The organism is Bacteroidota bacterium (genome assembly GCA_016722565.1).
In the GTDB taxonomy this organism is placed as follows: Bacteria; Bacteroidota; Bacteroidia; order 2-12-FULL-35-15; family 2-12-FULL-35-15; genus 2-12-FULL-35-15.
This window is the reverse complement of sequence record JADKIU010000002.1, coordinates 910416-936268: the sequence shown is the minus strand read 5'-3', so window position 1 is coordinate 936268 and position 25853 is coordinate 910416. Positions and strand designations below refer to the sequence as shown.

Sequence of the window (25853 nt, the reverse complement as noted above, 5' to 3'; positions counted from 1 at the left end):
TTACTTATATTTTACCATTCACGATTTTCAATATCTCTGTCTCCAACTCATTCGTTTTCTTTTCTAATACGTTGCCTTCCGCAATTAGTTTCTCTGCAAAGGTTTTATCTGTTAATCCTGCTGCATTAATCTTCACATTTAAAAAAGCACCCATAACAGCGGAACGAGCACACAAGGCACCCACACCGGCATCGGTAACAGAATTTGGATTTCCTACTTCAGCCATCGCTTTGATGACTTCCATTGAATCGTAGCACAATTGCATTACTTTGAATGGCACTTCTGTCGCGTATTTGGTCGCATCTTGAATCGCTTGTGTTCTTGCTTTTTTCTCTTCATCGGTACCTTTTGGTAATCCAAAGGCTGCCATAATTTTATTGAAAGCATTGGTGTCTTCATCCACCATTTTCAACAATTCATTTTTATACAACTGACCTTTTTCAGCCCAGTCTGAAAATTCTTTCCAACGATCATCCCAACCCGGTTTGTGAGAAGAAAGATTGGCAACCATTGTTCCCAATGAAATGCCCAATGCGCCAATGTAGGCGGAGATGGAGCCACCACCGGGAGCCGGACTTTCACTTGCGGTTTCATCAGCAAAGGCAACTAAATCCATTTTTATCAAACGGGCTTTCGAATCGTCTTTTAATAAATATTCGATGATGCGCTCTTCCGGTTTGAAAGGAGATAGTTCATCCAATCCCAGAGATTTTACAGCAATCTTAATCAGTTCTTTTTCGGATACACCTATCGATCGATTTTGTTTTTCCAGAAAATATTTTCCGGCATCCAACATTGATTTGAGTGGAACCAATCCTACCAACTCAGAACCTGTAACTCGGATACCGCGTTCTGTTGCTTTGGTGCACACTTCATCAAAAGCTTTATGAACGGAGGTAATGTTGATGTTGGTTAAGTTCATGGAGATTTGAGCAATACCATATTCTTCAATATACCAACCAATTGCTTTCACTGATTTTAATGATCCAGGAATGTTTACCGGATTTCCTTTTTCATCAGTAACAATTTTTCCAGTTACAGGATTTCCTTCACGTTTTACACGTCCTGCTTCCCGCACATCAAAGGCGATGGAGTTGGCTCTGCGTGTAGAAGTGGTATTCAAATTCACGTTGTACGCTACTAAGAAGTCGCGTGCACCAATTACGGTAGATCCTGATTTTACAGAATGTTCAGTCGGACCGAAATCGGGTTTCCATTCCGGTAATTTTATTTTCTTGAAAAATCCTTCATATTCTCCCGCACGAATCACCGAAAGGTTATTTCGTTTTTTATCTGCCTGTGCAGCTTCATATAAGTAAACAGGAATATGTAATTCATTTCCCACTCTCGCACCTAATTTTTTAGCATACTCGGCAGTTTCTTCCATGGAAATGCCGGCAATAGGGATAAGCGGACAAACATCAGTAGCGCCCATGCGCGGATGTTCACCTTTGTGTTTGCTCATATCAATTAGCTCAGCCGCTTTTTTAATCGCTAAGAAAGCTGCATCAATAACTGCTTGAGGGTTTCCAACAAAAGTCACAACCGTTCTGTTGGTTGCCTTGCCCGGATCAACATTTAATAGTTTTACTCCTTCTACAGATTCAATTTCATTCGTAATCTGCTTGATAATGTTCATGTCGTTCCCTTCTGAGAAGTTAGGAACACATTCGATTAATTGATTCATTAGTTTACATAGTTTACTTGTCAATACTTAATTTAATTACCCTATAACTTTATCCTTTATCACTTTATCACCCTTTACCTAGTCACTTAGTCACCTAGTTACCTAGTCACGACTAATCACCTTCCCACCTACAATCACACTCTCCACCAAATTGCTTCCAAACGAATACGGAATAAATGCATAGCTCGGAATTTCCTTTGTTATAAATACGTTTGCTTGTTTACCAATAGCGATGCTTCCATGTGTTTTACTCAAATCCATGGCATACGCTGAATTGATGGTTGTTGCATTGATTGCTTCTTCTGGTGTCATTTTGTATTGAACACAGCATAGTGAAAGCATAAAATTCATGTTGCCACTCGGACTGCTTCCCGGGTTGTAATCACTTGCCACAGCAACCGGTAATCCTGCATCCATCATTTTGCGTGCCGGTGGTAAGGGTAAACTTAAAAAGAAAGCAGCGCCAGGTAAAATGGTCGGCATTGTTTTCGAATTTTTTAAGGCTTCAATTTCTTTGTCGCCCACAAATTCTAAATGATCCACACTGATGGCGCCTACTTCAACACCCGCTAATACGCCACCAAAATTGCTCAATTGCTCAGCATGTACTTTTGGAGTCATTCCGAATTTTTTCGCAGCCGTTAATATTTCAATCGTTTCTTCTTTTGTAAAATAATTTTGTTCGCAAAATACATCACAATAATCTGCTAACGTTTCTTCCGCAATTTTTGGCATCATCTCATGAATGAGCAGGTCAATGTATTTGCGTTTGTCATTTTTGTATTCGGTTGGAACAGCATGTGCACCCAGGAATGTCGCTTTGATAGTAAGTGGTGAAAGTGATTTTAATTTTTTGATGACGCGCAACATTTTTAATTCTGCTTCGGTACTTAATCCGTATCCGCTTTTAATTTCAACAGCTCCGGTACCTTGCCACATTATTTCATTTAAGCGTTTTAATGCACTTTCAATCAATTCTTCTTCGGATGCATCGTGTAATTTTTTAGCGGAATTTAAAATTCCACCACCACGTTCAAATATTTATTCGTAGGTGAGTCCGCTGATGCGATCAACAAATTCTCCCTCGCGACTGCCTGCATAAACAATATGTGTATGACTGTCGCAATAACTTGGCATCACTATTTTATCACTCGCATCAATGATTGTTAAATTGGTCCAATCCGAAATCCCTTCCCAATCATCCATTTTTCCAAATCCAGCAATTTTATCCTCTTCAATAGCTAACCATGCGTTATCAATGCAGTTTAAGTTTTTCATGGCAGCACCCGAAACATTTACTTTCGGTTCCTCTTCTGTTTGAACAAGTGTTTTTATATTTTTAATCAGAATCTTCATGCGTTGTAATTAGGACTGAAAGATACTAAATAGACGAGTATTTTCAAGTATTTTATCTAAAAAGGCAACCTTTTTATAATCTTTACGACTTAGACATAAAACCCCTAAACTTCATTTTATAGATCGCAGAAAATTACATTTTACCAATTATTATTCACCCTAAAATGTAAAGCAATGAAGAAATCTTCTATCGTGCTATCGTTATTTGTCATCGTTACAGGCGCAAATGCACAAGAATTAACCGATTCAACAAAAAAGTCAACCGAGGTTCCAGCGTTTAAGCGGAATGAAATCAGCATCAATACAGCACCCGTTTTCAGACTTCTGCTGAATTCGGGAGAAACCCAAGCAACAAGATTTTCAGCCACTTACAAGCGCAATCTGAGTTGTAAATCGGCACTCCGTTTTTCCGTTATGGCCGATATGGTTCGCAACGATACGTATTACCCGAATTATTGGGGAGATGCCATTATTTTGCAAACCGATACTGTATTAATCAAACAAACCACAGTCACCCCCGCGTATGTGAGTCCGCATGTAAACATTGGTTACGAACGACTTTTTGGAAAACACAAGTTAAAATGGTTTTACGGAGCTGATGTAATCTTAGGGTATTCACAAAGTCGGGCGTATAAACAAAATAAAACACTTGTGAGGGATACAACACTTGGTCCGAATGCCTGGGTAGAAGCGCAAACATTTCAAGCGGATATTGTATCAAAAACAACAACCAAAGCCTATTCGGTAGGGATTAGTCCGTTTTTTGGAGCAAAATATCCCATCTCTAAACGGTTTTCCATTTCTGCTCAAGTAGGAGCTGACATGACCTTTCAGAATAAACAGATTACAGAAACCACTTCGGCTAGTACAAAAAATTATAACGTTTCCGTTTTCGATTTTAATCAAAGTACAGGAATTATTAATGATATCTCCTTGATTTATAAGTTCTAGGACCTTGTTTTAAAATTGCTTCTTTTCGGTGAACAACAATTCATCGGAAAGAAGTATATTTATAGAATAATTATTCCCGGATATGAAAAAATTAGTTTTCTTAATTGCCGTTTCTTTCTTTATTAGTTCGAATGTTTTAAAAGCACAAGACAGTTGTCTAACACCTGTGCCTTTTTGCTCTGGGATAGCTTTTGATTCAGACGCACCCACTGGGATAGCTGCAGAAGCTGGTCCGGATTATGGATGTGTAGGAGCAGCCGATAATCCAACATGGATTTCTATCGAAGTGGGTTCACCGGGAGGCATTACGATAACCGGTTCGGGATTGGATTTTGGAACGGTGCCAGCACCGATTGATATTGATTATGTGTATTGGGGACCATTCGGCAGTTTGGCTGGAATCTGTTATTCTGAACTAACGGCCGCAAACATTTTGGGTTGTGATTATTCCGGTAGTAATTTGGTAAACATCAGCTTGCCCACAGCCGCTCCCGGTGATTTTTATATTTGTATGATTTCCAACTATGCGAATGCAACAGGAAACATTCACCTTGAGCAAACCGCTGGCACAGGAAGTACCAATTGTGGTTCCGGTTGTTCCTTCGGAAGCTTAAGTGCTAGTCCGACTGCATGCGACAGCACCGATAATTCCTATTCGGTTTCCGGTTCGGTGGTGTTTTACAATTCACCATCTACAGGAACATTAACCATCTTTGGAAGTTGTGGTGGTAGTCAAACCTTTACTGCACCGTTTGTAAGTCCAGTTAGTTATACCCTTAGCGGATTGCCATCCAATGGTTCTTCTTGCTTTGTATCTGCAGCATTTTCTGCGGATAGTTGTAGTATTAATAAGATGTATACAGCTCCACCGGTGTGTAATTCAAATGCAATTGAAGAATATGCAATCACCGATTTTTCTGTTTTCCCGAATCCTTCAAACGGCACTATTCAGTTAGCGTTTAACCAAGCTTCGGTACAAACCATGACCATAGCAATTATGGATGTTTTGGGAAGAAATGTTTATACGGAAGTGCTTTCCAAGTTCACTGGTGCTTATTCTCAAAAAGTGGATTTAACACCTTTTAATAAGGGCGTTTATTTTGTGAAAGTGAGTGGAGAAAATGGCACCGAAATTCGCAAAATTATTTACCAATAATCTCTGAGATACCTCCCGATATTTCATTAAATTTGTCTGTTTACTAACACTTTTTATGGCAGGCAATACTTTCGGAAAACTCTTTACATTAACCACTTTTGGAGAATCGCATGGCGATGCTTTGGGTGGCATCATTGATGGTTGTCCGGCAGGTTTACAAATCGACCTTGATTTTATTCAATCGGAATTGGATAGAAGACGTCCGGGGCAATCACATATTGTTACTCAGCGTAAAGAAAGCGATACCGTTGAATTTCTTTCGGGAGTTTACGAAGGTAAATCCATGGGAACGCCCATTGGATTTATTATTCGCAACGAAAATCAAAAATCAAAAGATTACGAACACAATGTGGATGTGTATCGTCCGTCTCATGCGGATTATACCTACGATGCCAAATACGGCATGCGTGATCATCGTGGTGGCGGCAGATCTTCGGCACGTGAAACCGTGAGCAGAGTGGTGGCGGGTGCCATTGCAAAACTCATTTTAAAACAAAACGGAATTTCAATTCAAGCCTACACTTCTCAAGTAGGTGATATTAAACTTTTGAAGGATTATCACGATTTGGATTTATCCAAAACCGACTCGAACATCGTTCGTTGTCCGGATGCCCTTATTGCTGATACAATGATTCAAAAAATTGAACAAGTTCGCAAAGCAGGAGATACCATTGGAGGCGTGATTTCCTGTATTATCAAAGGAACACCGGTTGGATTAGGGGAACCTGTATTTGATAAGCTTCATGCCGATATTGGAAAAGCAATGTTGAGCATCAATGCAGTAAAAGGTTTTGAATATGGAAGTGGATTTGAAGGTGTGAAGATGAATGGCTCACAACATAACGATGCTTTTGTTTCAGAAAATGGCAACATACATACAACCAGCAATCATTCAGGAGGAATACAAGGTGGAATCAGTAACGGAGATGATATTTATTTCAGAGTTGCATTTAAGCCGGTAGCCACCATTATGCAAAAACAAAACACTGTAAATGCCAATGGAGAAGCGGTGGAAATGATGGGAAAAGGAAGGCATGATCCTTGTGTATTGCCACGTGCTGTGCCGATTGTGGAAGCAATGGCTGCATTGGTTTTGGTGGATCATTTATTAAGAAATAATACGCAGAGGCATTTTTAGCATGTCATTCCGACCGAAGTGGAGGAATCTATTTTTGTCGCAACGATAAAATAAATTTTATAAAAAATAATTATATTATTAAATGTAAAGATTTCTCGCCCTTCGACTCCGCTCAGGGTGACAAATCGAAATGACAAACAATAATCATTGCGGTTGATAGAAAAATAATAAAAAACATCACTATGACAACAGAACCAAAAAAGAAAAAAAGTTTATTGAGAAGAATCCTTAAATGGACCGGAATCACGTTCTTATTATTAATCATTCTGATTATTGCGGCTCCGTTTTTATTCAAAAAGCAAATTGTGCAATTTGTAAAAGATACTGCCAATCAGGAATTAAATGCAAAAGTGAATTTTGGTGAATTCGATTTAACCTTGCTGAGCTCTTTTCCTGATTTCACCCTTTCGGTTGACAGTGTGAGCGTTGCAAACATCGGAGATTTTGAGGGCGATACCTTGTTGTATGCTAAAAACTTAACCGTTGGATTAAATTTAATGAGCGTTATCAATGGTGATAAATATGAAATTCATACCATCTCCATCGATCAGTCGCGCATTCATGCATTGGTGTTGAAAGATGGAAAAGCAAATTGGGACATTACCAAACCAAGTGTTGATACAACTACCGGTGTGGTGGATACAACCAAAGCTGCTCCTTTCAAAATGGGCTTGGAAAAATTTGAAATTAAAAATGCTTACATCGTTTATGACGATGCATCCATGGGATTTTATACCGAGTTGTATAACATGACGCATACCTTGAGCGGTGATTTTACGTCCGATAATTTTGTGTTGGAAACATTAACCGAAATTGAACGATTCACAATGAATTATGGTGGTGTGGCATATATGAATAAAGTGAAAACACGTATCAAAGCTGATTTAGATGCAGACATGCCGAACTTCAAATTTACTTTTAAAGAGAATGAATTTTCATTGAATGAATTGACATTGGGATTGGATGGTTTCTTCGCCATGCCGAAAGACGATATGGACATGGACTTGAAATTCAAAGCCAACCAAACCGAATTTAAAAACATCTTGTCGCTTGTTCCCGGAGTGTATACTGCCGATTTCAAAGACGTGAAAACATCAGGGTCTTTGTCGTTGGATGGTTTTGCTAAAGGAATTTATAACGATACAAAAATGCCAGCCTTCGGTTGTAAGTTGTTGATCAAAGATGCGATGTTCCAATATCCTTCTTTGCCAAAGTCTGCAACCAACATTCAAGTTGATTTATTAGTTGATAATAAAACGGGTGAACCGGATGCAACCGTAATCGACTTAAATAAATTTCATGTGGAGTTAGGCGGTAACCCTATTGACGCCACCATGCATGTGTCTACTCCGGTTTCGGATGCGAACATCAATGCAGCGGTATTGGCGAAAATCAATTTGGCGAGCATGAAAGATGTGGTACCAATGGAAAAAGGTGACGACTTAAACGGGATGATTACTGCGGATGTGAAAATGAAAGGCCGCATGAGTTCAATTGAACAAGAGAAGTATGAAGATTTTCATGCAGAAGGAAAGTTGACTATTTTGGATATGAACTACCAAACAAAATCGTTGAACTACCCAACAAAAATTTCTGCGATGTATTTAGAGTTTAATCCTAAAACGGTTGACTTAACAAAGTTTGATGCCGTAGTTGGAAAGAGCGATATTCAAATGGATGGTAAAATCGAAAATTTCTTGCAATATGCTTTGAAAGATTCGTTGTTGAAAGGAACATTTAATTTAAACTCTACCTTGTTAGATGTAAATGAATTGATGAGTAGTTCTGATACAACTGCTCCGGCAGCTGCTACACCTGCGGATACTGCGGCTATGACAGTTGCGGAAGTGCCATCAAACTTAGATGTGCGTTTGAATGCAAACATCGCGAAGTTGTTGTACGATAATTTAACCATCACCAAAGTAACAGGTGGTGTTGCGATTAAAGACAGCAAAATGACCTTAGACAATTTAAAATTGACTTTGGATGAAGTAGAAGGTACCATGGCCTTGAGCGGTGTGTACAATACACAAAATCCAAAGAAACCAACAGTTGATTTTGATGCCGATATCGCCAACTTTGATATTCCGAAAACAGTAAAAATGTTTAATACGGTTGAAAAGTTAGCTCCGATTGCGAAATACTCAAAAGGTAAATTCGGTACAAAATTGAAATTCACAACACTCTTGGATCAGCACATGGAACCGATCATGAATACCTTAACCGGTGGTGGGAAGTTGATTACGAATAGTGTTACTGTGGAAGGATTTGAACCAATCAATAAATTGGCGGACGCATTGAAACAAGAGAAGTATAAAAAATTAACCTTCGAAAATGTAAATGCAACGTATGCATTTAAAGATGGTCGTTTGTTTGTAGAAGAGATGCCAATCAAATCTGGAAAAATTACCGGAAGCGTAAAAGGTTCAACAGGGTTTGATCAAACCATCGATTATACATGGAAATTAGAAATCCCTCGTGATGAATTTGGTTCTCAAGCAAATGCTGCTGCCGGAAGTTTGTTGGCTCAACTCAACGCACAAGCAGGAACAAATGTGAAATTGGGTGATAAAGTGAAAATAAAAGCCTTGTTTGGTGGAACAGTTGCTAAACCAACTTTAAAAACAGATTTGTTTAATACCGAGCAAGGTGCGAAAGAACAAGTGAAAGAGATTATTGGTCAGGGTGTTGACATGGCCAAAGAGAAAGCACGTGAAGAAGCAGAAAAGATTATGAAGGATGCGCAAGCGCAAGCTGATAAAATAAAAGCAGATGCGAAAGTTGCTGCTGATAAAGCAAAAGTAGAAGGATATGCTGCTATCGATAAAAACATCGAAACAATCAAAAATCCGGTTGCGAAAATGACGGCCAAGGCTGCTGCACCGGCTGCTAAAAAAGAAGTAGATAAACAAGCGCAAGCCATCTTAGATGAAGCAAATAAAAAAGCAGATCAAGTTTTGATTAATGCGAAAGCGGAGTCGGATAAGAAATTGCAGTAACTGTAGGTTATGAGTTATAAGTTATAAGTTAGGAGTTCTGGGTTATAAGTTGGGCATTCGGGGAATACTTTACTTGTTAACGTCTATCGAGAGTTATGGGGACTGTGCCGTCACACTGAGCGGAGTCGAAGTGGGTTTGTTTTGGTAGACTTGTATCTTTTTTGTCTCAAGACGTTATAAAAATAGTAATATGAATTTTTATAGAATATTAGTGCTTTTGTTGTTTTCAACCGTTATGGATAATGGATTGAAAGCACAAGAAGTTGTAATTTCAGCAGGTGAGGAGTTGCAACAAACTGCTCCATTTTTATTTAATGATGTGGTAGGAACACATGGTGATCGCTGTTATGTTTTTAATTGGGGCTGGGAAAAATTTCAGATAGAAGCATTCAATATAAAAACGCTCAAACGCGAAATCCTTACAGACGTTAAAGTTCCTTTTAAACATCCTCCAGTTTCTGTGAGTTATTATTCTGAAAAGGATCAAACTGCATATCTGCTATTTTATAGAGGAACAATGACGTTTCTTGAAGTCTGCTACAACAAAAAAAATGGAACAATGGATCTTACTGGTCAGCTTTACGATTCCAATTGCCAAGCTGTTGGTGTTCCTTCTGTCCTTTGTACTGCAAGTATTCCAGATGATGGAGAGTATCCAAAATTTACGATTTTCCAGTCGGCTGATAGCACTGGATTTAATGTCATAAAACGAGAGTCAGATAATTCACATCAATGGTTGTATTATGATATTAAAATGAATAAGCTGAACGAAAAAAAGATACCGTTGGATGTAAGTATAAAATGGCTATCAGAAATCAATAATATATTTGTTGACAATAAAGGGGATGTTTTGTTACTAAGCCGTGAGCTTCTTCCTGAATTACAGTGGACAGACAAAAAGACCAGGAAGTTTACATACAGTGTTTTTAAATTTAATACCCAAAAAGGTGAAAGTAGTCAGGCTGTTCTGAAATTTGACAGAGAGATAAATTACAATAATTTTACCGTTACTTTAAGTAAAGGAAAGCTTCATCTTTTTGCTTTTGGCTTTGATAAAGTATCTAAGAAATCCAACATGATTCACGAAATTTTTGATACAGAAAAAATGTCTGCTTCTATAGTTACAGATACTGACTTGGGTGTCTTGGGTAAAATCGGTGAACTGCCCAGAAGTAAGCCGCAAATAATTGATCTTCACTTTCAACCAGATGGTAGCTTCTTCTTGCTGGGTAAAGAATACCTCGAGAGTATGGAACAAAGGCATGATTATAAACTTTTTTGTATTTACATTTCGGAAAGTGGTAAGCATTTATGGAAAAAAGAAATCGTTGTATCACGAAATAATCTGCATATGTTCCAAATCGACAACTATTATTCTAGTTTGTGTAACGGAAATTTAGTTGTTATGTACAATGAGCAATCTCCTGAAGGTTTAGGTGGCGCTAATTATCTTCACATGAAGGTATTGAAAATAGATGTGTCTGGGAATGTTTTGGAAAAAAATACAAGTGTATATCGTGATAAGAATGAGCCAATAATGTATCCTGGTTCATTTTACTCATTGGATTGCAATACATGGGTGGGTGTGGCTGGTACAACCAGAGAGCGTTACGGAATTCGAAAAATTGTAATGAAATAAATTTATCAGCTATGTCTCCGATACAAAAGTTAATTGGTCTGTTTTTATTTGTTTTAGCTCTTCCTGCCTACGCCCAAGACGAAACGAAATGTCAGGAAATTGACAATAAAAAAGCAAAAAAATTATACGAGCAAGGAATTGATAAAAAGTATAAAAAAGAAGAACGTCTTGCTTTCCTCAAAGAAGCAATGGTGTTGGAACCGGATTATGTAGATGCGAACTTCGCTTTTGCTTCTGAACGTATCCGCACCCTTAGCATCAACGAAGAAAAATACAAACCGGTTGAACCTTATCTCAAAAAGGTAATTGAAATTTGTCCGAAATACCATTCTGATCCATACTACTATTTAGGATTCATCGCTTGGGAAGATGAAAATTATGACGATGTGGTAAAGTACATGAAACAATACATCGATTTTAAAGATGATGATGAAAAGAAATTCAACAAAGACTACGATGCACTTTTAAAACAAGCCAGAGACATGGTGCGTTATGCAAAAGTGTATAGCGACCTTTTTAAAAACAAAGTTCCATTCGACCCGAAACCGGTGAATGGCATCTGTACTGAAAAAGATGAATATTTACCCATCATCTCATCGGATGACGAAATGATGCTCTTTACTCGTAAACAACCCTATGTGAATAAAGATGTGGTGTATGAAACGGATAAGGAGTTGGAATTATTCAGTTATGCAACACGTAGTAAAACTTCCGGTGAATTTAATAAAGGTCAACGTATGCCTTATCCATTCAATAAAGATGGGGCGGAAGGCGGAGCAACCATGTCGATTGACAACAAACACATTTTCTTTACCAGAGGAAAAGATGAAGGTGGAGCGGTTTTAAATTTTGATATTTATACGTCTGATAATATCAATGGTGAATGGACCGAAGCCAGAAAAGTTGAAGGCATTAACGATCCTGTTTATTGGGATTCACAACCAACCATTGCCTCCGATGGTAAAACCTTATACTTCGCCAGCGACCGAAAAGGTGGAAGAGGAGGCGTTGATTTATATGTAACTGTAAAAGATGTGAATACCGGCATCTGGAGTAAACCTGAAAACTTAGGACCGGTGATCAATACCAACTTTGATGAAAAATCAGCGTTTATCCATTCTGATTTTCAAACCATTTATTTTTCTTCTGACGGACATCCCGGAGTAGGAGGATTTGATATTTTCTTTTCGAAAAAGGTGAAGATGGAAAATGGGGCGAACCCAAAAATATTGGGATTCCTATCAATACACCACGTGACGACTTAGGCTTTTTTGTTAGTACAGACGGACATCTTGGTTACTTCGCATCCAACGAACCGTCTCGTGCAAATGGGAAGTCGGTAGGGAAATATGATATTTATTCGTTTGAATTATATAAAGAAGCACGCCCCGATGAAGTAGCGTTCTTCAAAGGAAAAATTCAGGACTTCGGACAGGGGAGTCCAACCGGATTTAAAGTAGAAGTGAAGGATGCTGTTACGAATAAAGTCACCGAAGGCATGGTAGATACCGTTACCGGAAATTATGCAGTGGTGGTGAATACAAAAGCGAAGAGTGATTTAATCTTGACGGTTAAAAAAGAAAACTATGCATTTAGTTCTCAGTTGATCAAGAAAGATTCAATTATCAATTCGAAGCCAAAGAAAGTAGACATGGCGGTAGATACCATTAAAGTTGGAAAGACCTATTTGCTGAACAACATCTATTATAAAACCAATTCAGCAGATTTAGATCCGAGTTCGGCTGTTGTAATTAATGAATTTGCAGAATTTTTGAAAGCCAACCCAACTTTAAAAATTGAGGTACGCGGACATACCGATAATGTAGGAGATGCGAAATCCAATTTAGCTTTGTCCACCGACCGTGCATTTAGTGTACGCGATTTGTTGATTTCAAAAGGAATAGCAGAAAGCCGTTTGTTAAATTTTAAAGGATACGGAGCTTCCAACCCAATTGCTGACAATGCAACAGAAGCTGGCAGAGCCAAAAACCGTAGAACGGAATTTGTGATTGTAGAAAAATAGAAGACCTATTCCAAATCCCAAATTATACCATTAACAAGTCGTTAACAAGGCAATAACGAATAGCTAACAACTTCCTTTTGCTATTAGAGCTAAATTTGTTCATAAACCTTAATTCATAAATCATGAAAAGTTTAAACGCTATTGGGACATTGTTATCCAAAGGAAAAATGCATATTAAGAAAATGATAAATACTACCTTTTTTATTATTGGATTAACCCTTCTTGCTTCTTGTAATTTTAGTAATGATAGTGGTTCTGATGTGCCTTTGGAAAATGGTTTAACTGTTGAGAAAATCCAGCGAAGACAATCGTCAACCTTTTTGGAGGCTGGTGAAATGTGTATGAGTGGTTTTGTGGGAGATACAATCAATGTTCATGGCGTCATTAAAAACACATCGCCAGAAGTTACATACAAGGACGCGGTTGTTAAAGTAACTTATTACAGCGATGCAAAAATAGAATTAGGCAGTAAGCAATATACCATTCACGAAGTTTTTTCACCTCTTTCAGATGTGAACGTTGAATTTAAGGTTGAAAAATATAAAGATGTAAATACAATTGATTGGGAAGTTATTCAAGCTTCAGCAAACTAAATAGGATTCATTTATAAAACCCGTTTGCCAATTTTAGGCTTTAAGCCAAATGATCAGCAGTGTCAATGCTTAACACGGTTTGTTTTCTAGGCGAGGCTTTTAGCGGTTGGTAATAATGCCCATTTCACAATAAAACAAAGAAAAGTTCGTTTATGTAGAAACTTAAAATTTTACAACGATGAAGCAGAAAATGCTTTTTTTATTGGCTGCCCTGATGACAGTTCTGATTTATTCCTGCAAAAAGGACAACAACTTAGAACCACTACCCCCTCCAACCACACCAACCACAGCTACAGCGTATCTAAATTTTTCACAATTGAAAGTTGGCAACTATTGGGTTTACGAAAAATTTAACATAGATGCTGCCGGTAATGCTACGTCCCTTAATATCTTTGACAGTTGCTATGTTGAAAAGGATACGATTATCAATAGTAAAATCTACCTGAAAGTTGTTAAGCCGATGCCGTATTTTCCAGGTTCCTATGACATTTCGTTTCAGAGAGACTCTTTGCACTATATTGTAAATTCTAATGGGAGAATCTTATTTTCCTATCAAGACTTTTCAACTATTTTCGCAACCGAATACACCATAACTGGATCAACTGATACCGTTTGTCAAATCATAACACAAATGGCTGATCAGAATCTAACTGTAACTACTCCTGCTGGAACATTTTCAACGTCAAATGCCAAAGAATTCTATTCCATGTACCCTGGCTGGACATCTGCCGGAAATCCAAGATATAGAAATAAGAGATATGCAAGGAATATCGGGGTTGTAGTTGAAACACTTCCCTTTTTTGCTTCTAGTCCGAATTATACTGAAAGAAGGTTAGCGCGTTTTCATTTAAATTAATTCGTAGTCATCAGATAATAGAAGGTTAATACCATTGTACAAAGAAAATGGAAGTTTTAATTGGTTTTATCGGATCATTAATAAAAATCGGAATTTTAAGTTAAATCTACGCACTTCTGACTCTCTGGACTTTTAAATTAATTGGAAAATTTCGACCTAATAGTTGGTTTGAGAGAGTATCAACTAATAAACGAAGGCTCTGGTCTATCAGCGGACTCATTTTCTCATTAGGACTTCTTTTTTATCTTTTTAGTTATTGGGGTTTTCATGGTTTTGGAGACGGACCAAGAATCCCAATTGGGCATGGACTAATCGTTGATAATACGAACTGGACAGAATATGGTTATGTTGAAGAAATTAAAACCACTGACACTATTGTAGTTGAAATGACAAAGTTTACAGTAGTTGATGATAAACTTATTGGTAATTTAGACAGTTGGTTTTATGACTACAAAAACTCCTATTTCATTTACGATATGAGAACAAAAAAAATGTTGGAGTTTAATTCGGAGTATGAATTCAATAAGTATGCAAAAACAAATAATTTAGGAAGTGCCGACAAATTGCAAACCTTTAGAGAAAATTATTTGAGTTTTTGGGGAGGCTGGCGATTTTGGTTGCTTGCCTGAGAAATCTGAATGAATAACACAACACCCGTGCACAAACTGCATTAACCTCTGATGAAATACTTCAAATCGTCCATATTCATTTTTGCATTGGGAATTTTAATTTCTCAAAATTTATTCGGACAAAAAAGCGAACGAAAAAACAATTATGTTTGGGGACTAAATTATGGTGTTAGTGCATTTAATAGGACCAGTTTTGAATTGGGTTATGGTTTTGTTACGGATAGGTTATACCACAAAGGAAAGACAAGTGTGATATGGGATAGATCCATTTTAATTGCAACGGATCTGTCCGCTGAATTTCAAGTTGGTAAGAAATTTATTTTCGGACCTAAAATTTCAAATAAATATTCTTTCGAACTCTGGGACTGGGAATTTAATTATTGGGGATTTATTTTTGGAGCGGACTATATTGCCTACAACGACCTAAAGACAATAAACAACGTAATAAGACCATCTATTGGGGTACATTATTTTCTTGACGTTTTTGAATTGTCGTATGGCTACAATATTCGCCTCGACAATAATTACGCCTTGCCAATCAACACACACGTGATCCAATTTAGATTTAAACCATTTGTTTTTGTCAAGACAATGAAAAAGGCTTGGGGAGATAAATAATAACTGCGATCTGCAAAATATTAGAATCAATTTATATGAGACAACTAATAATCCTGTTTATCATTTTTTTTCCAAGTTTAAAAGTTCAGTCTCAAGTTGATTGGAAGGACTTAGAAGTCCGTGATTGTTTTGTGTATTATAAAGATAGCCTCTTCACAGGGGTTTCAGAATCGTATTTTCGAAACCAAGCAAAACAAGCTGCAGTAAATTACAAAAATGGATTGATAAATGGTATTGTAACTTATTGGTATAAAAATGGACAAATTTCACTGACTGCAGAATACAAAAACAATGAACGTTTCGGATTCACCAGAGAATATTATAAAAATGGTAAAATTAAATACGAAATAGAATATGATGCTACAGGACAAATAGTAAATCACACTTATTATACTTGGAATAAACGGGGTGAAAAATTTATGCACAAAGGGAAAGAAATCGAACACAAGCATCAACTTGGAATACTTAGTTTTAGTGGTGGAAGAACAAAATATATTAAAACAAAGGTCAGCAATTTGAACCAACAATAGACGGTGAAAAAAATTGATGTCTTGCTTCGTATTGTAACTTTGAAAGTTTGAATATAATTAGAAATTCACAAGAATGTAAAACCCGTAAATATTAAGGTAAATAAGATATAAAAATGAAAATTAGATTATTTGAAACAATTGTAGTTGCACTTATACTGTTTATGACTTCCTCTGTTAGCGGGCAAAACACCCAATTAGACACAAGTAAAATCAGCAAATTGGAGAATCAATATCCTACTTATATACAATATTATATCCATTATCCAGATGTAGCAAAACAAAAAAAAATAGAAGGAACAATTATTATTACCTACGACATAGATTCAAATTGTTCAATCGTCAATAGACAAATAATCAAAAAACTCGGTTATGGGTTTGAAGAAGAAGCATTGAAGGTGTTGGATCAATATGAAGCGCAGCTCAAACAAATCAACAAATCAAGTTGTATACCAGCCAAAGGATTACAATTTCCGGTAAAATTTAAATTGTAAAAAATAACATTCTTAACGCTCATCATCCACATGCAAAATATGCATGATACGATGCACAATTGGAGCGAAGAATACTGCTGTGATACTGAGGAAGGCAACACCGCTGTACAAGGCATAAAACGAATCGAACATTTTAGCTCCGGAAGTTTGCATTTCTGCAATCGGTCCCATTCCCGTTAAAATTAAGCAAGCCATGTGAAAACTGTCTAACCAGCTCAAGTTGGCAAGGTAATGGTATCCGAAAACGCCAATAGAAACAGAGATAACAATTAGGCCTGCTGCAAATACAGAATAACGTAAAAGACGAGCAATAAATCGGGATAATGAAACAACTTTTTGTTTGCGGTGTTCCAGTTTCATGTTTATTGCTTCACAATTTTATAGTTCTTCGCATCCTTGGTACTCACTACATTTAAGATGTAAATGCCTTTTTCAAAAGCACTCAAATCAATCGTGATGAGTTCCTGAGAAATGTTTTCCAGATGATAAATCAATTTTCCCTGCACATCCATCAAATTCAAGGCTGTAATTTCTTTGAATTCACTTCCCAATTTTACATTAATACTATTGTTAGCCGGGTTTGGAAATACCGCAACCACAGAAGCAGGGAAGTTGTGAGAAACAGAAGTTGTAATAGGAGTAAGTCCGCTTAAGGTTAAATCGGTAATGTAGATGGATCCCGCAGGACGTTGATCAAACAAGAAAACAATTTTTTCAACTTGTGTTAAATCAATACCGGTGAAATCCGTTAACGGAATTTTGATGGTGTTGAAACATACTTTCGGCAATTCAAAAAAGTTTGTTCCGGGAGGATAATACAATGCTTGTGTATAATCTTGCACTTGCTTGGTGCTGATCGCACCGCTCGCATCAATCAATTGAATGGAAAAATATTGGTATTGACCTGCAGTTGCTTCCGAAAAGTCAACTCCTGCACGAAACTGTAAGTTTTGGTAAATCGTAAAGTTTTGATTCACTACTGGAATAATGTTTTGATACAAATCGGTTGGTGCATTCCAGCGCAATCCCAATTGTGGCATTCCTAGTGTGCTTCCTGTTCCGCTATGTGGTTCTTTGTCGTTTATAGAACTTACGCTGCAATTAATCTCTGCAAGGTCGTCCGAACAAATGTCAAATTTCACCATGCTCACGGCACTCACAGCACCTGTTAAGGTATTCGTGATTTCAGCAGATTCTGTCAACTGACGGTTGATGTCCATACGCTCGGTGATGGGAGCGTGGTACGACATAAATACTTCGCCAGTATCGAGGGTAGAGGAAACCGGAGGCACAATATCATCCGCATTTAAGATGGGCGCAAATACAGTTTCATTTCCGATATACACTCTGAAAAATGCACTCGCATACGTTACCAGCATTGCTTGTTGTTCAGCAGGCGTTAAACGTTTGCTTGCCGAACCGGCAGTACCGCAATGAATATCGCCTGAACCAAAACTATCGTCCCAATCATCGGATGTTCCTGCAATATAAGAACCGGGAGTCCAAACGGTATTGTAAAAATTATGATTGGCACCCATCACCAATAATGAATGTTTCGGTGATTCATCGGTTAAATCGTTGTATCGGATATCGTCATAAAAATGAACGCCTTGTAAATCGGAAACATCGCCATCACAATACGGTGCAATGTTCATCAAAGGCATATCGTTTAAAATTCTACGACCAAAGTCAACCGGTGCTAAAGGTAATACCGCTTTGATACCGTATGGACTTCCCAATGAACGATTCAATAAAGCATGAGCAACAACACCTTCACCACCGCGAGAATGTCCCATGGTTCCAACATTTTGTAAATCCAATGCACCCACAAAAGTAGTTCCGAATGGAGCACCACCGGTTGTATTCCAGGTATTCCACAAATCCAAATGGTGTTGAGTTAAAGCTGCACGAGCAGGCATTCCTCTGTCGGCTAAACTATTATCATCTGCATTGATGGCATTGGCAGAAATGGAGATGACGATGTAACCATGACTCGCCATTTGTTGTCCAAGGTAATCATACCCTTGAAAGCTGGTGATGGATTGATCACCCGGAATGCAAGGCCAATCCAAAGCTGTATTTGATGGGTTACTGGTTTGATAGCAGGTAGAATGACGACCATGTAAAAAAACTAAAACCGGAAATGGTCCGGAACTCAATAAAGTAGGGTAGTGGATAGAACCTCTCACTTCCATCGGATTCGGAAATGAAGGATCTGTAAAAGCCAAATCACCTAAGTCGTAGGATGCATAACTCACCGCAAACGTTCCCGGCAAACCCGGATCCGGTGTTGTTTGTGCACTAACGGTGGATAGTTGGATGCTAATTGCGAAAAGTAAAACGAGAGCCGATGTGTATTTTTTTATCATTTGAATGAAGTATGTGAAATGGAAAAATAGGATATTAGTTACCACTTAATTGTTTGCTGAATTTACCCAAGGCCCAGCATTTTTTTGGATTCTTTTTACAAAAGGTTGCAGGGTCAACGGTAGGATCCGGAGCTTTTTTGAATTTGTTGCCATAACTCATCCATACATAATCTCCTTCTGTTAAGGCATTAAATTCTTCAGTTGGAATATAAAAAGTAATGGAACCTTTTCCATCTCTGTTGTTTTGTTTACTCAACGAAAAATCTTTTTTGCCTACATGTAGAACGTAAACATTGCCACCGACATAAAATGCCTTTGAAGCAGCAACAGTTAATTCAATACGTGCTCCGTTTTGAATGATTTTGGTAATGGCTGCATCGGATTGTGCTAAGGCTTTATCAGATAAGATAAGCGTAAAGCAAACGATAAATAATAAACTGATTTTTCGCATAATGTTTGTTTTTTATTTGGTATCCAAAAAGTGAACCAAATTTGGATACATCTAATGTAGTAATTATTAGTGATTAGAAACAAAAAAACGCCTCATAATTGAGACGTTTTTTTGTTAATCTAATGTTCCGATTAAATTGAAAACTAATCCGCTTGTAAAAACGGATATCTATAATCTGTAGGCGGAACGAATGTTTCTTTGATGGTACGTGGAGAAACCCAACGCAATAAATTTACCATTGCTCCGGCTTTATCATTTGTTCCGGAACCTCTTGCTCCTCCAAATGGTTGTTGTCCCACTACCGCACCGGTACATTTATCGTTGATGTAAAAGTTTCCGGCAGAATTGCGCAATGCTTTTGTTGCATGTTCAATCGCATAACGGTCTTGTGCGATAATTGCACCTGTTAATGCATAAATAGAGGTGGTATCTACCACTTTCAATACATCGTCAAACTTCTCTGCATCGTAAACATGTAATGTTAATACCGGTCCGAATAATTCTTCGCACATGGTTACATATTTTGGATCTTTGGTAACAATGATCGTTGGCTCAATGAACCAACCTTTTGATTTATCATAATTTCCTCCGGCAATAATTTCTACATTCTTATCAGTCTTTGCAGCATCAATGTATTTGGTTAATTTATCAAATGATTTTTCATCAATCACTGCATTGATAAAGTTGGTAAAATCTTCGGTAGGTCCCATTTTAAAGGATTTCAAATCAGCTTGCAACAATCCTTTTACTTCTTCCCAAAGGTTAGAAGGAACATAGGCTCTGGAACATGCTGAACATTTTTGTCCTTGGTATTCAAATGCACCGCGACTGATAGAGGTCGCTAAGATTTTTGCATCTGCAGATTTATGAGCAAGAATAAAATCTTTTCCACCAGTTTCTCCAACAATACGCGGATAGGTTTTGTATTTATGAATGTTGTTTCCGATAGTTTTCCAAATGTTTTGAAATACTTCGGTAGAACCTGTGAAGTGGATACCTGCAAAATCAGGATGCGCGAAAATAACATCCGCTGCATCCGGACCGCTTGGATAAATCAAGTTGATAACACCATCAGGAACGCCAGCTTTCATAAATATTTCCATCAAAACATTGGCCGCATACACTTGTGTGTTGGACGGTTTCCAAACCACCACATTGCCCATCATGGCGCAAGAAGAAGGTAAGTTTCCTGCAATCGCAGTAAAGTTAAACGGAGTTAAGGCATATAAAAATCCTTCCAACGGTCGCTGTTCAACGCGGTTCCAAACACCAAATTCACTGCCTGCAACAGGCGGTTGTTGTTTGTAAATCTCGGTCATGTATAAAACGTTGAATCGAAGGAAATCAATAATCTCACATGCTGAATCAATCTCCGCTTGAAACGCATTTTTTGATTGCCCCAACATGGTTGCAGCATTTAATTTAGCACGGTACGGACCAGCAATCAATTCAGCAGCTTTTAAGAAGATGCTCGCGCGGTGTTCCCAAGCCAAGGCTTCCCATTGTGGTTTCGCTGCTAAAGCCGTATTGATGGCTTGTGTTACATGCTCTTTGGTACTTTTATGAAAATGCCCTAAGGTATGTTTGTGGTCGTGAGGCGGAGCAAGGCGAATTTTATCGTTGCTGCGAACTTCTTTTCCACCGATATACATGGGGATATCGATTTCTTTTGAACGCAATTCTTTTAACATGGCTTGAAGTTCTTTTCTTTCAGGACTTCCAGAAGCATAACTTTTGATGGGTTCGTTCACCGGAGCGGGAACAGTGTAAATTCCTTTTGGCATAATAAAATGAATTATAAATTATGAATAATAGATTGAAATCAGGTTTAAAATTGTGGTGCAAATATACGGAAAATGACGAATTGGAATATGTATATTTGTAGCCTACTAAACATTCGTGTTATGGTTTTTATGAGAATTTTGAGTATTTGTATGATTTTATTGCCGCAAATTTATTTTGCCCAAATCGATTCATGCTGGTCATATAGTCTTGATGAAATTGATTGTACCCATTCTGGTTATTATAATCCTCAGTTAGGGGAAGCCATTCCCACGAAAAATGGTTATTTGATATGCGGAACTGGTTTTCAAACAATTTTTACAGATAGATTGGGAATTAGTCCACCTCGAACTGCTCTTGGTGGTTCTTTTCTTGCTAAATATAATAATGAAGGAGAATTAAAATGGACTTGTGTTACAAGAGACCCTAATTATAATACTTATTATATAAAATCAAAAATAAATTCTGTCACAACAGACAAAGACGGTAATATTTATATCGTTGGACATGGACATTCAAGTGCATATTTTTATACGCCCGATGGTGATTCTACGAAAATTGCGGAGTGTTATGTGCCCACTTACAACAACGGATACATAGCGAAGTTAGATTCATCAGGAACATTGCTTTGGAGTGCTGTTTTTACTAATTCAAACCCTCAGAAAGTTAGAGTTGACAGAAATGGGGATATGATAGTTGTTGGGAGTTATTTTACTTCAGGTGGACAGTGGTATGTAAATGGCGGAACCGATTCACCTATCCACACGATGTCGTCTTCCAATTTTTTTATAATGCGTCTTGATGACAATGGTGCAATAAAATGGAGAGCTCCGATTGAGTTGCCTAGTTCAAATCCTGTTGATTGTGCGGACTTTGATGTTGATAAATATGGAAACGTATACATTACAGGAGGTTATGAACACACTTCCACTTTTTATTCACCAGACTTGAGCGTTCAAGTTGTAATTCCAGGTTCATATGTACATTACGGTTCTAATTTTTTATTATGAAATACGATAGTCTTGGTGTTCCGAAGTGGGCAGCAAGGGATCATTTTTCGAGTTTAGGTTCTTTGGGATATAATATTGTTACTGATTCTTTGGGTACAAGTTATGTTACAGGATTTCACAGAAATTTAAGCTCAACAGCACCAATGTCAATAAATAGTGCAGATGCTTCAGTTGCAAATTTGAATTTAGGAGGTTACTTTACTTTGAAATTCAATTCTGCCGGAGTTTTACAATGGGGAGTTGGGAACCAATATTCTTATTACGGTTCTGGCTTAGGAATTGCACTTTCTGACAATGAAGTTAGTGTAATGGGAATAATACGGGATGCCACTGCTGCTTCTTACACGACTGAAATTACTACTACAAGCGGTCCTGTTGTCAACTTGAATATATCACGAGGCGACTTTTTTGTCGCTAATTATGATACCAATGGAGTAATTAAAAATGTCTTTCTTTCAGGGACAAATACAACCACAAATGCAGCAGAGTATCCTTCATTTATTTTTAAAGATTCAATCGGTATGTATTATACTGTTGGTCTTACATTCGCTGCAGCGGTAGAGTATTGTGGCGACACAATAGATGCAAACGGCCTATATGATGTTTTTGTTGCCAGATTCGGTACACATGGTTGTCCAGGGTATTTATACACTGAACAGGATAAATTAGATGTACATACAGAGATGCAAATTTTTCCGAACCCTGTTTCTCAGGACATGAATATTGTTTTAAGTAATCGAAACATAATAGACTTAAATATATACGACTATCTTGGAAGGAAAGTTTATACTCTGGAGAATATTAACCAAAATATGACAGTTGTTAGCAAAAATAAATTTTTTGGAACGGAGGGGATTTATCTTGTTGAAATCAAAACAGATAAAGAACGACTTTTAAGGAAGATTGTTGTACTTACTAACTAATCAATAATCTTTTAAATCAGGAATCTTATTAGAATTTGTAATGATGATCTTATCAATCAAAACACCTTCTGTTAAAGAGAAAATGCGAATTTTTTCGGTAAGTGTTTTTTCTGAATTGATTTCAAAAGGAAATACAATCCATTCCCAGTTATCCGTTTTTTTTGAAGCAATTATATAATCATTTCCAAAGATCGTTACATTTAATCGGATTTGATTGCTACACTTTGCATAAATCATTAGCACCAGATTTTTACCCAAGCGGTTTGCATCTCTTTTAGAAAAAGAATATTCTGTCCAGTCTTGCTGATTCATCTGAATATACGATTCAGCTAAGGAGCAATCCATTCCTGAATTGGATTTTAAATAAACGGAGCGAATCATTTTCGTTTGGTCCGATGAGGCGGTGTCTGCCACTTCCGCTTCACAGATCCATTCTTTTCTCCAGCGCTCAGGATGTTCGTATTGATGCCAACGATCGAGTTGGTAAAACAAAGCAGGCTCCACCGATTTATCATAGACATACACACTTCCTTGTCGCCTTGCTTTTATTTTGATTTGATCACCAGCAATCGTCAATTGTATATTTTTCTGAACAGGAAAGTTTTCTGTATTGGACGAAGGTTGAACGGTTGCTGCAATGATGTATTTTTCTTTTGTATCGTGTTTTCGAACGGTCACCAGCACATCAGGATCGTTAACCGGATACGTTACAATGGGTTCGTGTTGATGGTCGAATAAAACATTGCCTTTAAAAAATACATCCGCATAATGCGTGGAAACCGCTTGCGCATAAGCCGGCATAGCAGCCTGCCAAACATAATCCTGAGGTTGGGTATACGGTTTTTTTAAATTGAAATACCCGGTATAATAAAATTCAGCCCCAACAACGGATAAACATTTTAATAAGCCCAACCATTGTGCAGGACGAATATCGTTTTCAGGATTGAACGACCAACCCGCTGCAACATAGGGTGAAAAGAATCGGTCTCCATTTTTGATTTCGATTGTACGTCCATCGTTGATCCATTTCCAGCCATGCCAAGCACCTTTCCAGGTTTTCCAATTGTTGGGAGTACGAGGATAAAAATCGGGAGTGGAATAATAATTTCCTTTTATAGAACTGCACGATGTTTTGCTGGTAGACCAGTCGAAGCGGTTAATCGGACCACCTTCAACATTGTAAATGGTGAACCAGGTATTTTTCAGTTCCGGCAATTTCATAAACTGATTGGAGTATAAATTCCGCATATGAGTTTTCTTTTTGGAAGCATAGATGTTCCAATCACTTATCCCGGATTTATTTTTATCGGCAAGTACATCTTTGTCTTTTTTTGTGATATTCATATGTTGTGCGCCCGGAGGTTCTTCTCCATTTTCGTTAATGATGTTGATGGGGCGGGTTAAATGTGTGAGAATATTTTGAAGGCAGATTTTTTGTAGCTGTCCGTCTTTGATAAAGATGGAATCGGGTGCAGCGAAATTGATGATTTTTCGTTCCATTTTTCCTGCTGCATCTTTGATGTAAAACGATGCCGGAAAATCTTTTTTGAGGATGTAGGGTGTTTTTTGCGTGAAACCCATTTTAGCAGGTGAGAGTTGCATCCAGAAGGTAGTAACGGCAAGAGGAATTTGCGGGTATTTGTTTGCAAGCTCCACATAAGGTTTTAGCATATTGCTGGGGTTGTTAAAAGCCATTTTGTTGGAAGCCATTCCTGAATTTTGGATGGTGATAAAATAGTTCCAATTTAAAATCAATTCCTCTTGAATGCGAATTGCCTCTTTGATTACTTCTGCTTCTTTTACGGAAGGTTGTCCGGCTCCTGCCATAAACTTTGAGTTCATCCAATTGAAGAGTCGGATAAACGAAGTGTTGGCTTGGTATCTGGGAGAAGGGTAGGATTGAAGCTGTTGGAGTGCGGTTGTATGTTTATTCGGATAGCCGATTTGAAATTCTAAGGTGTCGATATTTTTAACAGCCACTTGAGCTGTTGAATTCAGGGCAATAAAAAATAAAAGAAAGAAAAGAAAATTCTGTTTCATTACCCGATTCGTTTTTGTACAAAATGTTCAACTTTCTCAAAGAGCTGTGCAGGTGTGGAAGTGCGCCAACCGATATCATTGAGTTGTCCACCGGAGACAATAAAATAATCAATGTTTGCACGTTGAAATTCTTCCATCACATGTTTTCTAAAATTTAAAAATGCAATCCATCCATCTTCAACTTCATCAAACCATTCTTCGTAATAACAATCATCAGAGGCGTGGAAGTTCAATACATTTTCTCCGATTAAAATAAATTTATTGACACCGTATTGCATGATGAGTTCGATGATGTCTCTTTTTAAAAGCATGATGTCGTTATTGATTGCATCGTTCCATTCACCAATTAATTCGATGATTGCAAAGTTTTGATCGTAATCAACGCATAATATTTTTATGTACAGGGTAGGAGAATCAATGTCGTCCCATTGTGGGTGAATTAAATAATTGTAGATGGCATTGGTGTATTCAAATTCGCTGTACTCGCGCTCATAGAAAGGCGATCGCTCATCTTCGGATGCGATGTATAAATGTCGCCAGTTATAAAAAGGTTCTATTGCGTGCATGGTTACGAAAAGAGTTCATTTTTGTACGTCATTGCGAGGAACGAAG

22 protein-coding genes and 1 pseudogene are annotated in these 25853 nt (G+C 37.6%); 15 read left to right on the top strand and 8 right to left on the bottom strand.

What is annotated here, in order from left to right; translation table 11 throughout:
• Positions 1-4 precede the first annotated feature (4 nt).
• Both ftcD and IPP64_09645 read right to left on the bottom strand, forming a co-directional pair.
• Positions 5-1687 carry a glutamate formimidoyltransferase gene (gene ftcD, locus IPP64_09650; GenBank protein MBL0329661.1) on the bottom strand — a complete coding sequence of 561 codons (1683 nt, stop codon included), beginning with the start codon at positions 1685-1687 and terminating at the stop codon, positions 5-7.
• A 102-nt stretch (positions 1688-1789) separates the two neighbouring features.
• Positions 1790-3043 (bottom strand): annotated as a pseudogene (locus IPP64_09645) (imidazolonepropionase).
• 174 nt (positions 3044-3217) lie between these two features.
• Between IPP64_09645 and IPP64_09640 the strand changes: the two are divergent.
• The 13 genes from IPP64_09640 (at position 3218) to IPP64_09580 (ending at position 16666) form a co-directional block, all read left to right on the top strand.
• Positions 3218-3994: a hypothetical protein gene (locus tag IPP64_09640; GenBank protein MBL0329660.1), complete on the top strand. Its 777-nt coding sequence runs from the start codon at positions 3218-3220 to the stop codon at positions 3992-3994.
• Positions 3995-4076: 82 nt separating this feature from the next.
• Positions 4077-5150, top strand: coding sequence for a T9SS type A sorting domain-containing protein (locus IPP64_09635; protein ID MBL0329659.1), 1074 nt, complete (start codon positions 4077-4079; stop codon positions 5148-5150).
• A 55-nt stretch (positions 5151-5205) separates the two neighbouring features.
• On the top strand, positions 5206-6288 hold the full coding sequence (gene aroC, locus IPP64_09630) for a chorismate synthase (GenBank protein ID MBL0329658.1): 1083 nt from the start codon (positions 5206-5208) through the stop codon (positions 6286-6288).
• Positions 6289-6470: 182 nt separating this feature from the next.
• Positions 6471-9287, top strand: coding sequence for a membrane assembly protein AsmA (locus IPP64_09625; protein MBL0329657.1), 2817 nt, complete (start codon positions 6471-6473; stop codon positions 9285-9287).
• Between the two features lie 190 nt (positions 9288-9477).
• On the top strand, positions 9478-10926 hold the full coding sequence (locus tag IPP64_09620) for a hypothetical protein (protein ID MBL0329656.1): 1449 nt from the start codon (positions 9478-9480) through the stop codon (positions 10924-10926).
• A gap of 11 nt (positions 10927-10937) precedes the next feature.
• A complete protein-coding gene (locus IPP64_09615; GenBank protein MBL0329655.1) occupies positions 10938-12191 on the top strand; it encodes a PD40 domain-containing protein in 1254 nt (417 codons plus the stop codon).
• A 197-nt stretch (positions 12192-12388) separates the two neighbouring features.
• Complete coding sequence (locus IPP64_09610) at positions 12389-12949, top strand: OmpA family protein (GenBank protein ID MBL0329654.1); 561 nt, start codon at positions 12389-12391, stop codon at positions 12947-12949.
• 122 nt (positions 12950-13071) lie between these two features.
• A complete protein-coding gene (locus tag IPP64_09605) occupies positions 13072-13542 on the top strand; it encodes a hypothetical protein (protein MBL0329653.1) in 471 nt (156 codons plus the stop codon).
• A 178-nt stretch (positions 13543-13720) separates the two neighbouring features.
• Complete coding sequence (locus IPP64_09600) at positions 13721-14398, top strand: hypothetical protein (GenBank protein ID MBL0329652.1); 678 nt, start codon at positions 13721-13723, stop codon at positions 14396-14398.
• Between the two features lie 386 nt (positions 14399-14784).
• The gene (locus IPP64_09595) at positions 14785-15027 is read left to right on the top strand and encodes a hypothetical protein (GenBank protein MBL0329651.1); all 243 of its coding nucleotides are present in this window, start codon (positions 14785-14787) and stop codon (positions 15025-15027) included.
• Between the two features lie 51 nt (positions 15028-15078).
• Positions 15079-15645, top strand: coding sequence for a hypothetical protein (locus IPP64_09590; protein MBL0329650.1), 567 nt, complete (start codon positions 15079-15081; stop codon positions 15643-15645).
• 35 nt (positions 15646-15680) lie between these two features.
• On the top strand, positions 15681-16175 hold the full coding sequence (locus IPP64_09585) for a hypothetical protein (protein ID MBL0329649.1): 495 nt from the start codon (positions 15681-15683) through the stop codon (positions 16173-16175).
• Positions 16176-16288: 113 nt separating this feature from the next.
• The gene (locus IPP64_09580) at positions 16289-16666 is read left to right on the top strand and encodes a TonB family protein (protein MBL0329648.1); all 378 of its coding nucleotides are present in this window, start codon (positions 16289-16291) and stop codon (positions 16664-16666) included.
• Positions 16667-16678: 12 nt separating this feature from the next.
• Here the strand turns inward: IPP64_09580 and IPP64_09575 are convergent, their stop codons facing one another.
• From IPP64_09575 to pruA, 4 genes are all read right to left on the bottom strand, one after another.
• Positions 16679-17026, bottom strand: a complete 348-nt coding sequence (locus IPP64_09575) for a hypothetical protein (GenBank protein MBL0329647.1) — start codon at positions 17024-17026, stop codon at positions 16679-16681.
• 2 nt (positions 17027-17028) lie between these two features.
• Entirely contained in the window at positions 17029-19035 is a 2007-nt protein-coding gene (locus IPP64_09570; protein ID MBL0329646.1) for a T9SS type A sorting domain-containing protein, read from the bottom strand.
• A 34-nt stretch (positions 19036-19069) separates the two neighbouring features.
• Positions 19070-19486, bottom strand: coding sequence for a hypothetical protein (locus tag IPP64_09565; protein MBL0329645.1), 417 nt, complete (start codon positions 19484-19486; stop codon positions 19070-19072).
• A 143-nt stretch (positions 19487-19629) separates the two neighbouring features.
• Positions 19630-21270, bottom strand: coding sequence for an L-glutamate gamma-semialdehyde dehydrogenase (gene pruA, locus IPP64_09560; protein ID MBL0329644.1), 1641 nt, complete (start codon positions 21268-21270; stop codon positions 19630-19632).
• Between the two features lie 120 nt (positions 21271-21390).
• Here pruA and IPP64_09555 point away from each other — a divergent pair, with 120 nt between their 5' ends.
• Both IPP64_09555 and IPP64_09550 read left to right on the top strand, forming a co-directional pair.
• Positions 21391-22278, top strand: coding sequence for an SBBP repeat-containing protein (locus tag IPP64_09555; protein MBL0329643.1), 888 nt, complete (start codon positions 21391-21393; stop codon positions 22276-22278).
• Positions 22275-23201, top strand: a complete 927-nt coding sequence (locus IPP64_09550) for a T9SS type A sorting domain-containing protein (GenBank protein MBL0329642.1) — start codon at positions 22275-22277, stop codon at positions 23199-23201. The genes IPP64_09555 and IPP64_09550 overlap by 4 nt, the downstream gene beginning before the upstream one ends.
• On the opposite strand, the gene IPP64_09545 is transcribed toward IPP64_09550, so the two are convergent.
• Both IPP64_09545 and IPP64_09540 read right to left on the bottom strand, forming a co-directional pair.
• Positions 23202-25241, bottom strand: coding sequence for a hypothetical protein (locus tag IPP64_09545; protein MBL0329641.1), 2040 nt, complete (start codon positions 25239-25241; stop codon positions 23202-23204).
• On the bottom strand, positions 25241-25807 hold the full coding sequence (locus tag IPP64_09540) for a hypothetical protein (GenBank protein ID MBL0329640.1): 567 nt from the start codon (positions 25805-25807) through the stop codon (positions 25241-25243). The genes IPP64_09545 and IPP64_09540 overlap by 1 nt, the downstream gene beginning before the upstream one ends.
• Between the last annotated feature and the right edge of the window lie 46 nt (positions 25808-25853).

Coding starts and splice junctions, on each gene's coding strand:
- IPP64_09545 (MBL0329641.1), bottom strand. CDS start 25,241: ATGAAACAGAATTTTCTTTTCTTTCTTTTATTTTTTATTGCCCTGAAT.
- pruA (MBL0329644.1), bottom strand. CDS start 21,270: ATGCCAAAAGGAATTTACACTGTTCCCGCTCCGGTGAACGAACCCATC.
- IPP64_09635 (MBL0329659.1), top strand. CDS start 4,077: ATGAAAAAATTAGTTTTCTTAATTGCCGTTTCTTTCTTTATTAGTTCG.
- IPP64_09550 (MBL0329642.1), top strand. CDS start 22,275: ATGAAATACGATAGTCTTGGTGTTCCGAAGTGGGCAGCAAGGGATCAT.
- IPP64_09605 (MBL0329653.1), top strand. CDS start 13,072: ATGAAAAGTTTAAACGCTATTGGGACATTGTTATCCAAAGGAAAAATG.
- IPP64_09555 (MBL0329643.1), top strand. CDS start 21,391: ATGGTTTTTATGAGAATTTTGAGTATTTGTATGATTTTATTGCCGCAA.
- aroC (MBL0329658.1), top strand. CDS start 5,206: ATGGCAGGCAATACTTTCGGAAAACTCTTTACATTAACCACTTTTGGA.
- IPP64_09590 (MBL0329650.1), top strand. CDS start 15,079: ATGAAATACTTCAAATCGTCCATATTCATTTTTGCATTGGGAATTTTA.
- IPP64_09565 (MBL0329645.1), bottom strand. CDS start 19,486: ATGCGAAAAATCAGTTTATTATTTATCGTTTGCTTTACGCTTATCTTA.
- IPP64_09640 (MBL0329660.1), top strand. CDS start 3,218: ATGAAGAAATCTTCTATCGTGCTATCGTTATTTGTCATCGTTACAGGC.
- IPP64_09615 (MBL0329655.1), top strand. CDS start 10,938: ATGTCTCCGATACAAAAGTTAATTGGTCTGTTTTTATTTGTTTTAGCT.
- IPP64_09585 (MBL0329649.1), top strand. CDS start 15,681: ATGAGACAACTAATAATCCTGTTTATCATTTTTTTTCCAAGTTTAAAA.
- IPP64_09575 (MBL0329647.1), bottom strand. CDS start 17,026: ATGAAACTGGAACACCGCAAACAAAAAGTTGTTTCATTATCCCGATTT.
- IPP64_09625 (MBL0329657.1), top strand. CDS start 6,471: ATGACAACAGAACCAAAAAAGAAAAAAAGTTTATTGAGAAGAATCCTT.
- IPP64_09620 (MBL0329656.1), top strand. CDS start 9,478: ATGAATTTTTATAGAATATTAGTGCTTTTGTTGTTTTCAACCGTTATG.
- IPP64_09600 (MBL0329652.1), top strand. CDS start 13,721: ATGAAGCAGAAAATGCTTTTTTTATTGGCTGCCCTGATGACAGTTCTG.
- IPP64_09580 (MBL0329648.1), top strand. CDS start 16,289: ATGAAAATTAGATTATTTGAAACAATTGTAGTTGCACTTATACTGTTT.
- IPP64_09595 (MBL0329651.1), top strand. CDS start 14,785: ATGACAAAGTTTACAGTAGTTGATGATAAACTTATTGGTAATTTAGAC.
- ftcD (MBL0329661.1), bottom strand. CDS start 1,687: ATGAATCAATTAATCGAATGTGTTCCTAACTTCTCAGAAGGGAACGAC.
- IPP64_09570 (MBL0329646.1), bottom strand. CDS start 19,035: ATGATAAAAAAATACACATCGGCTCTCGTTTTACTTTTCGCAATTAGC.
- IPP64_09540 (MBL0329640.1), bottom strand. CDS start 25,807: ATGCACGCAATAGAACCTTTTTATAACTGGCGACATTTATACATCGCA.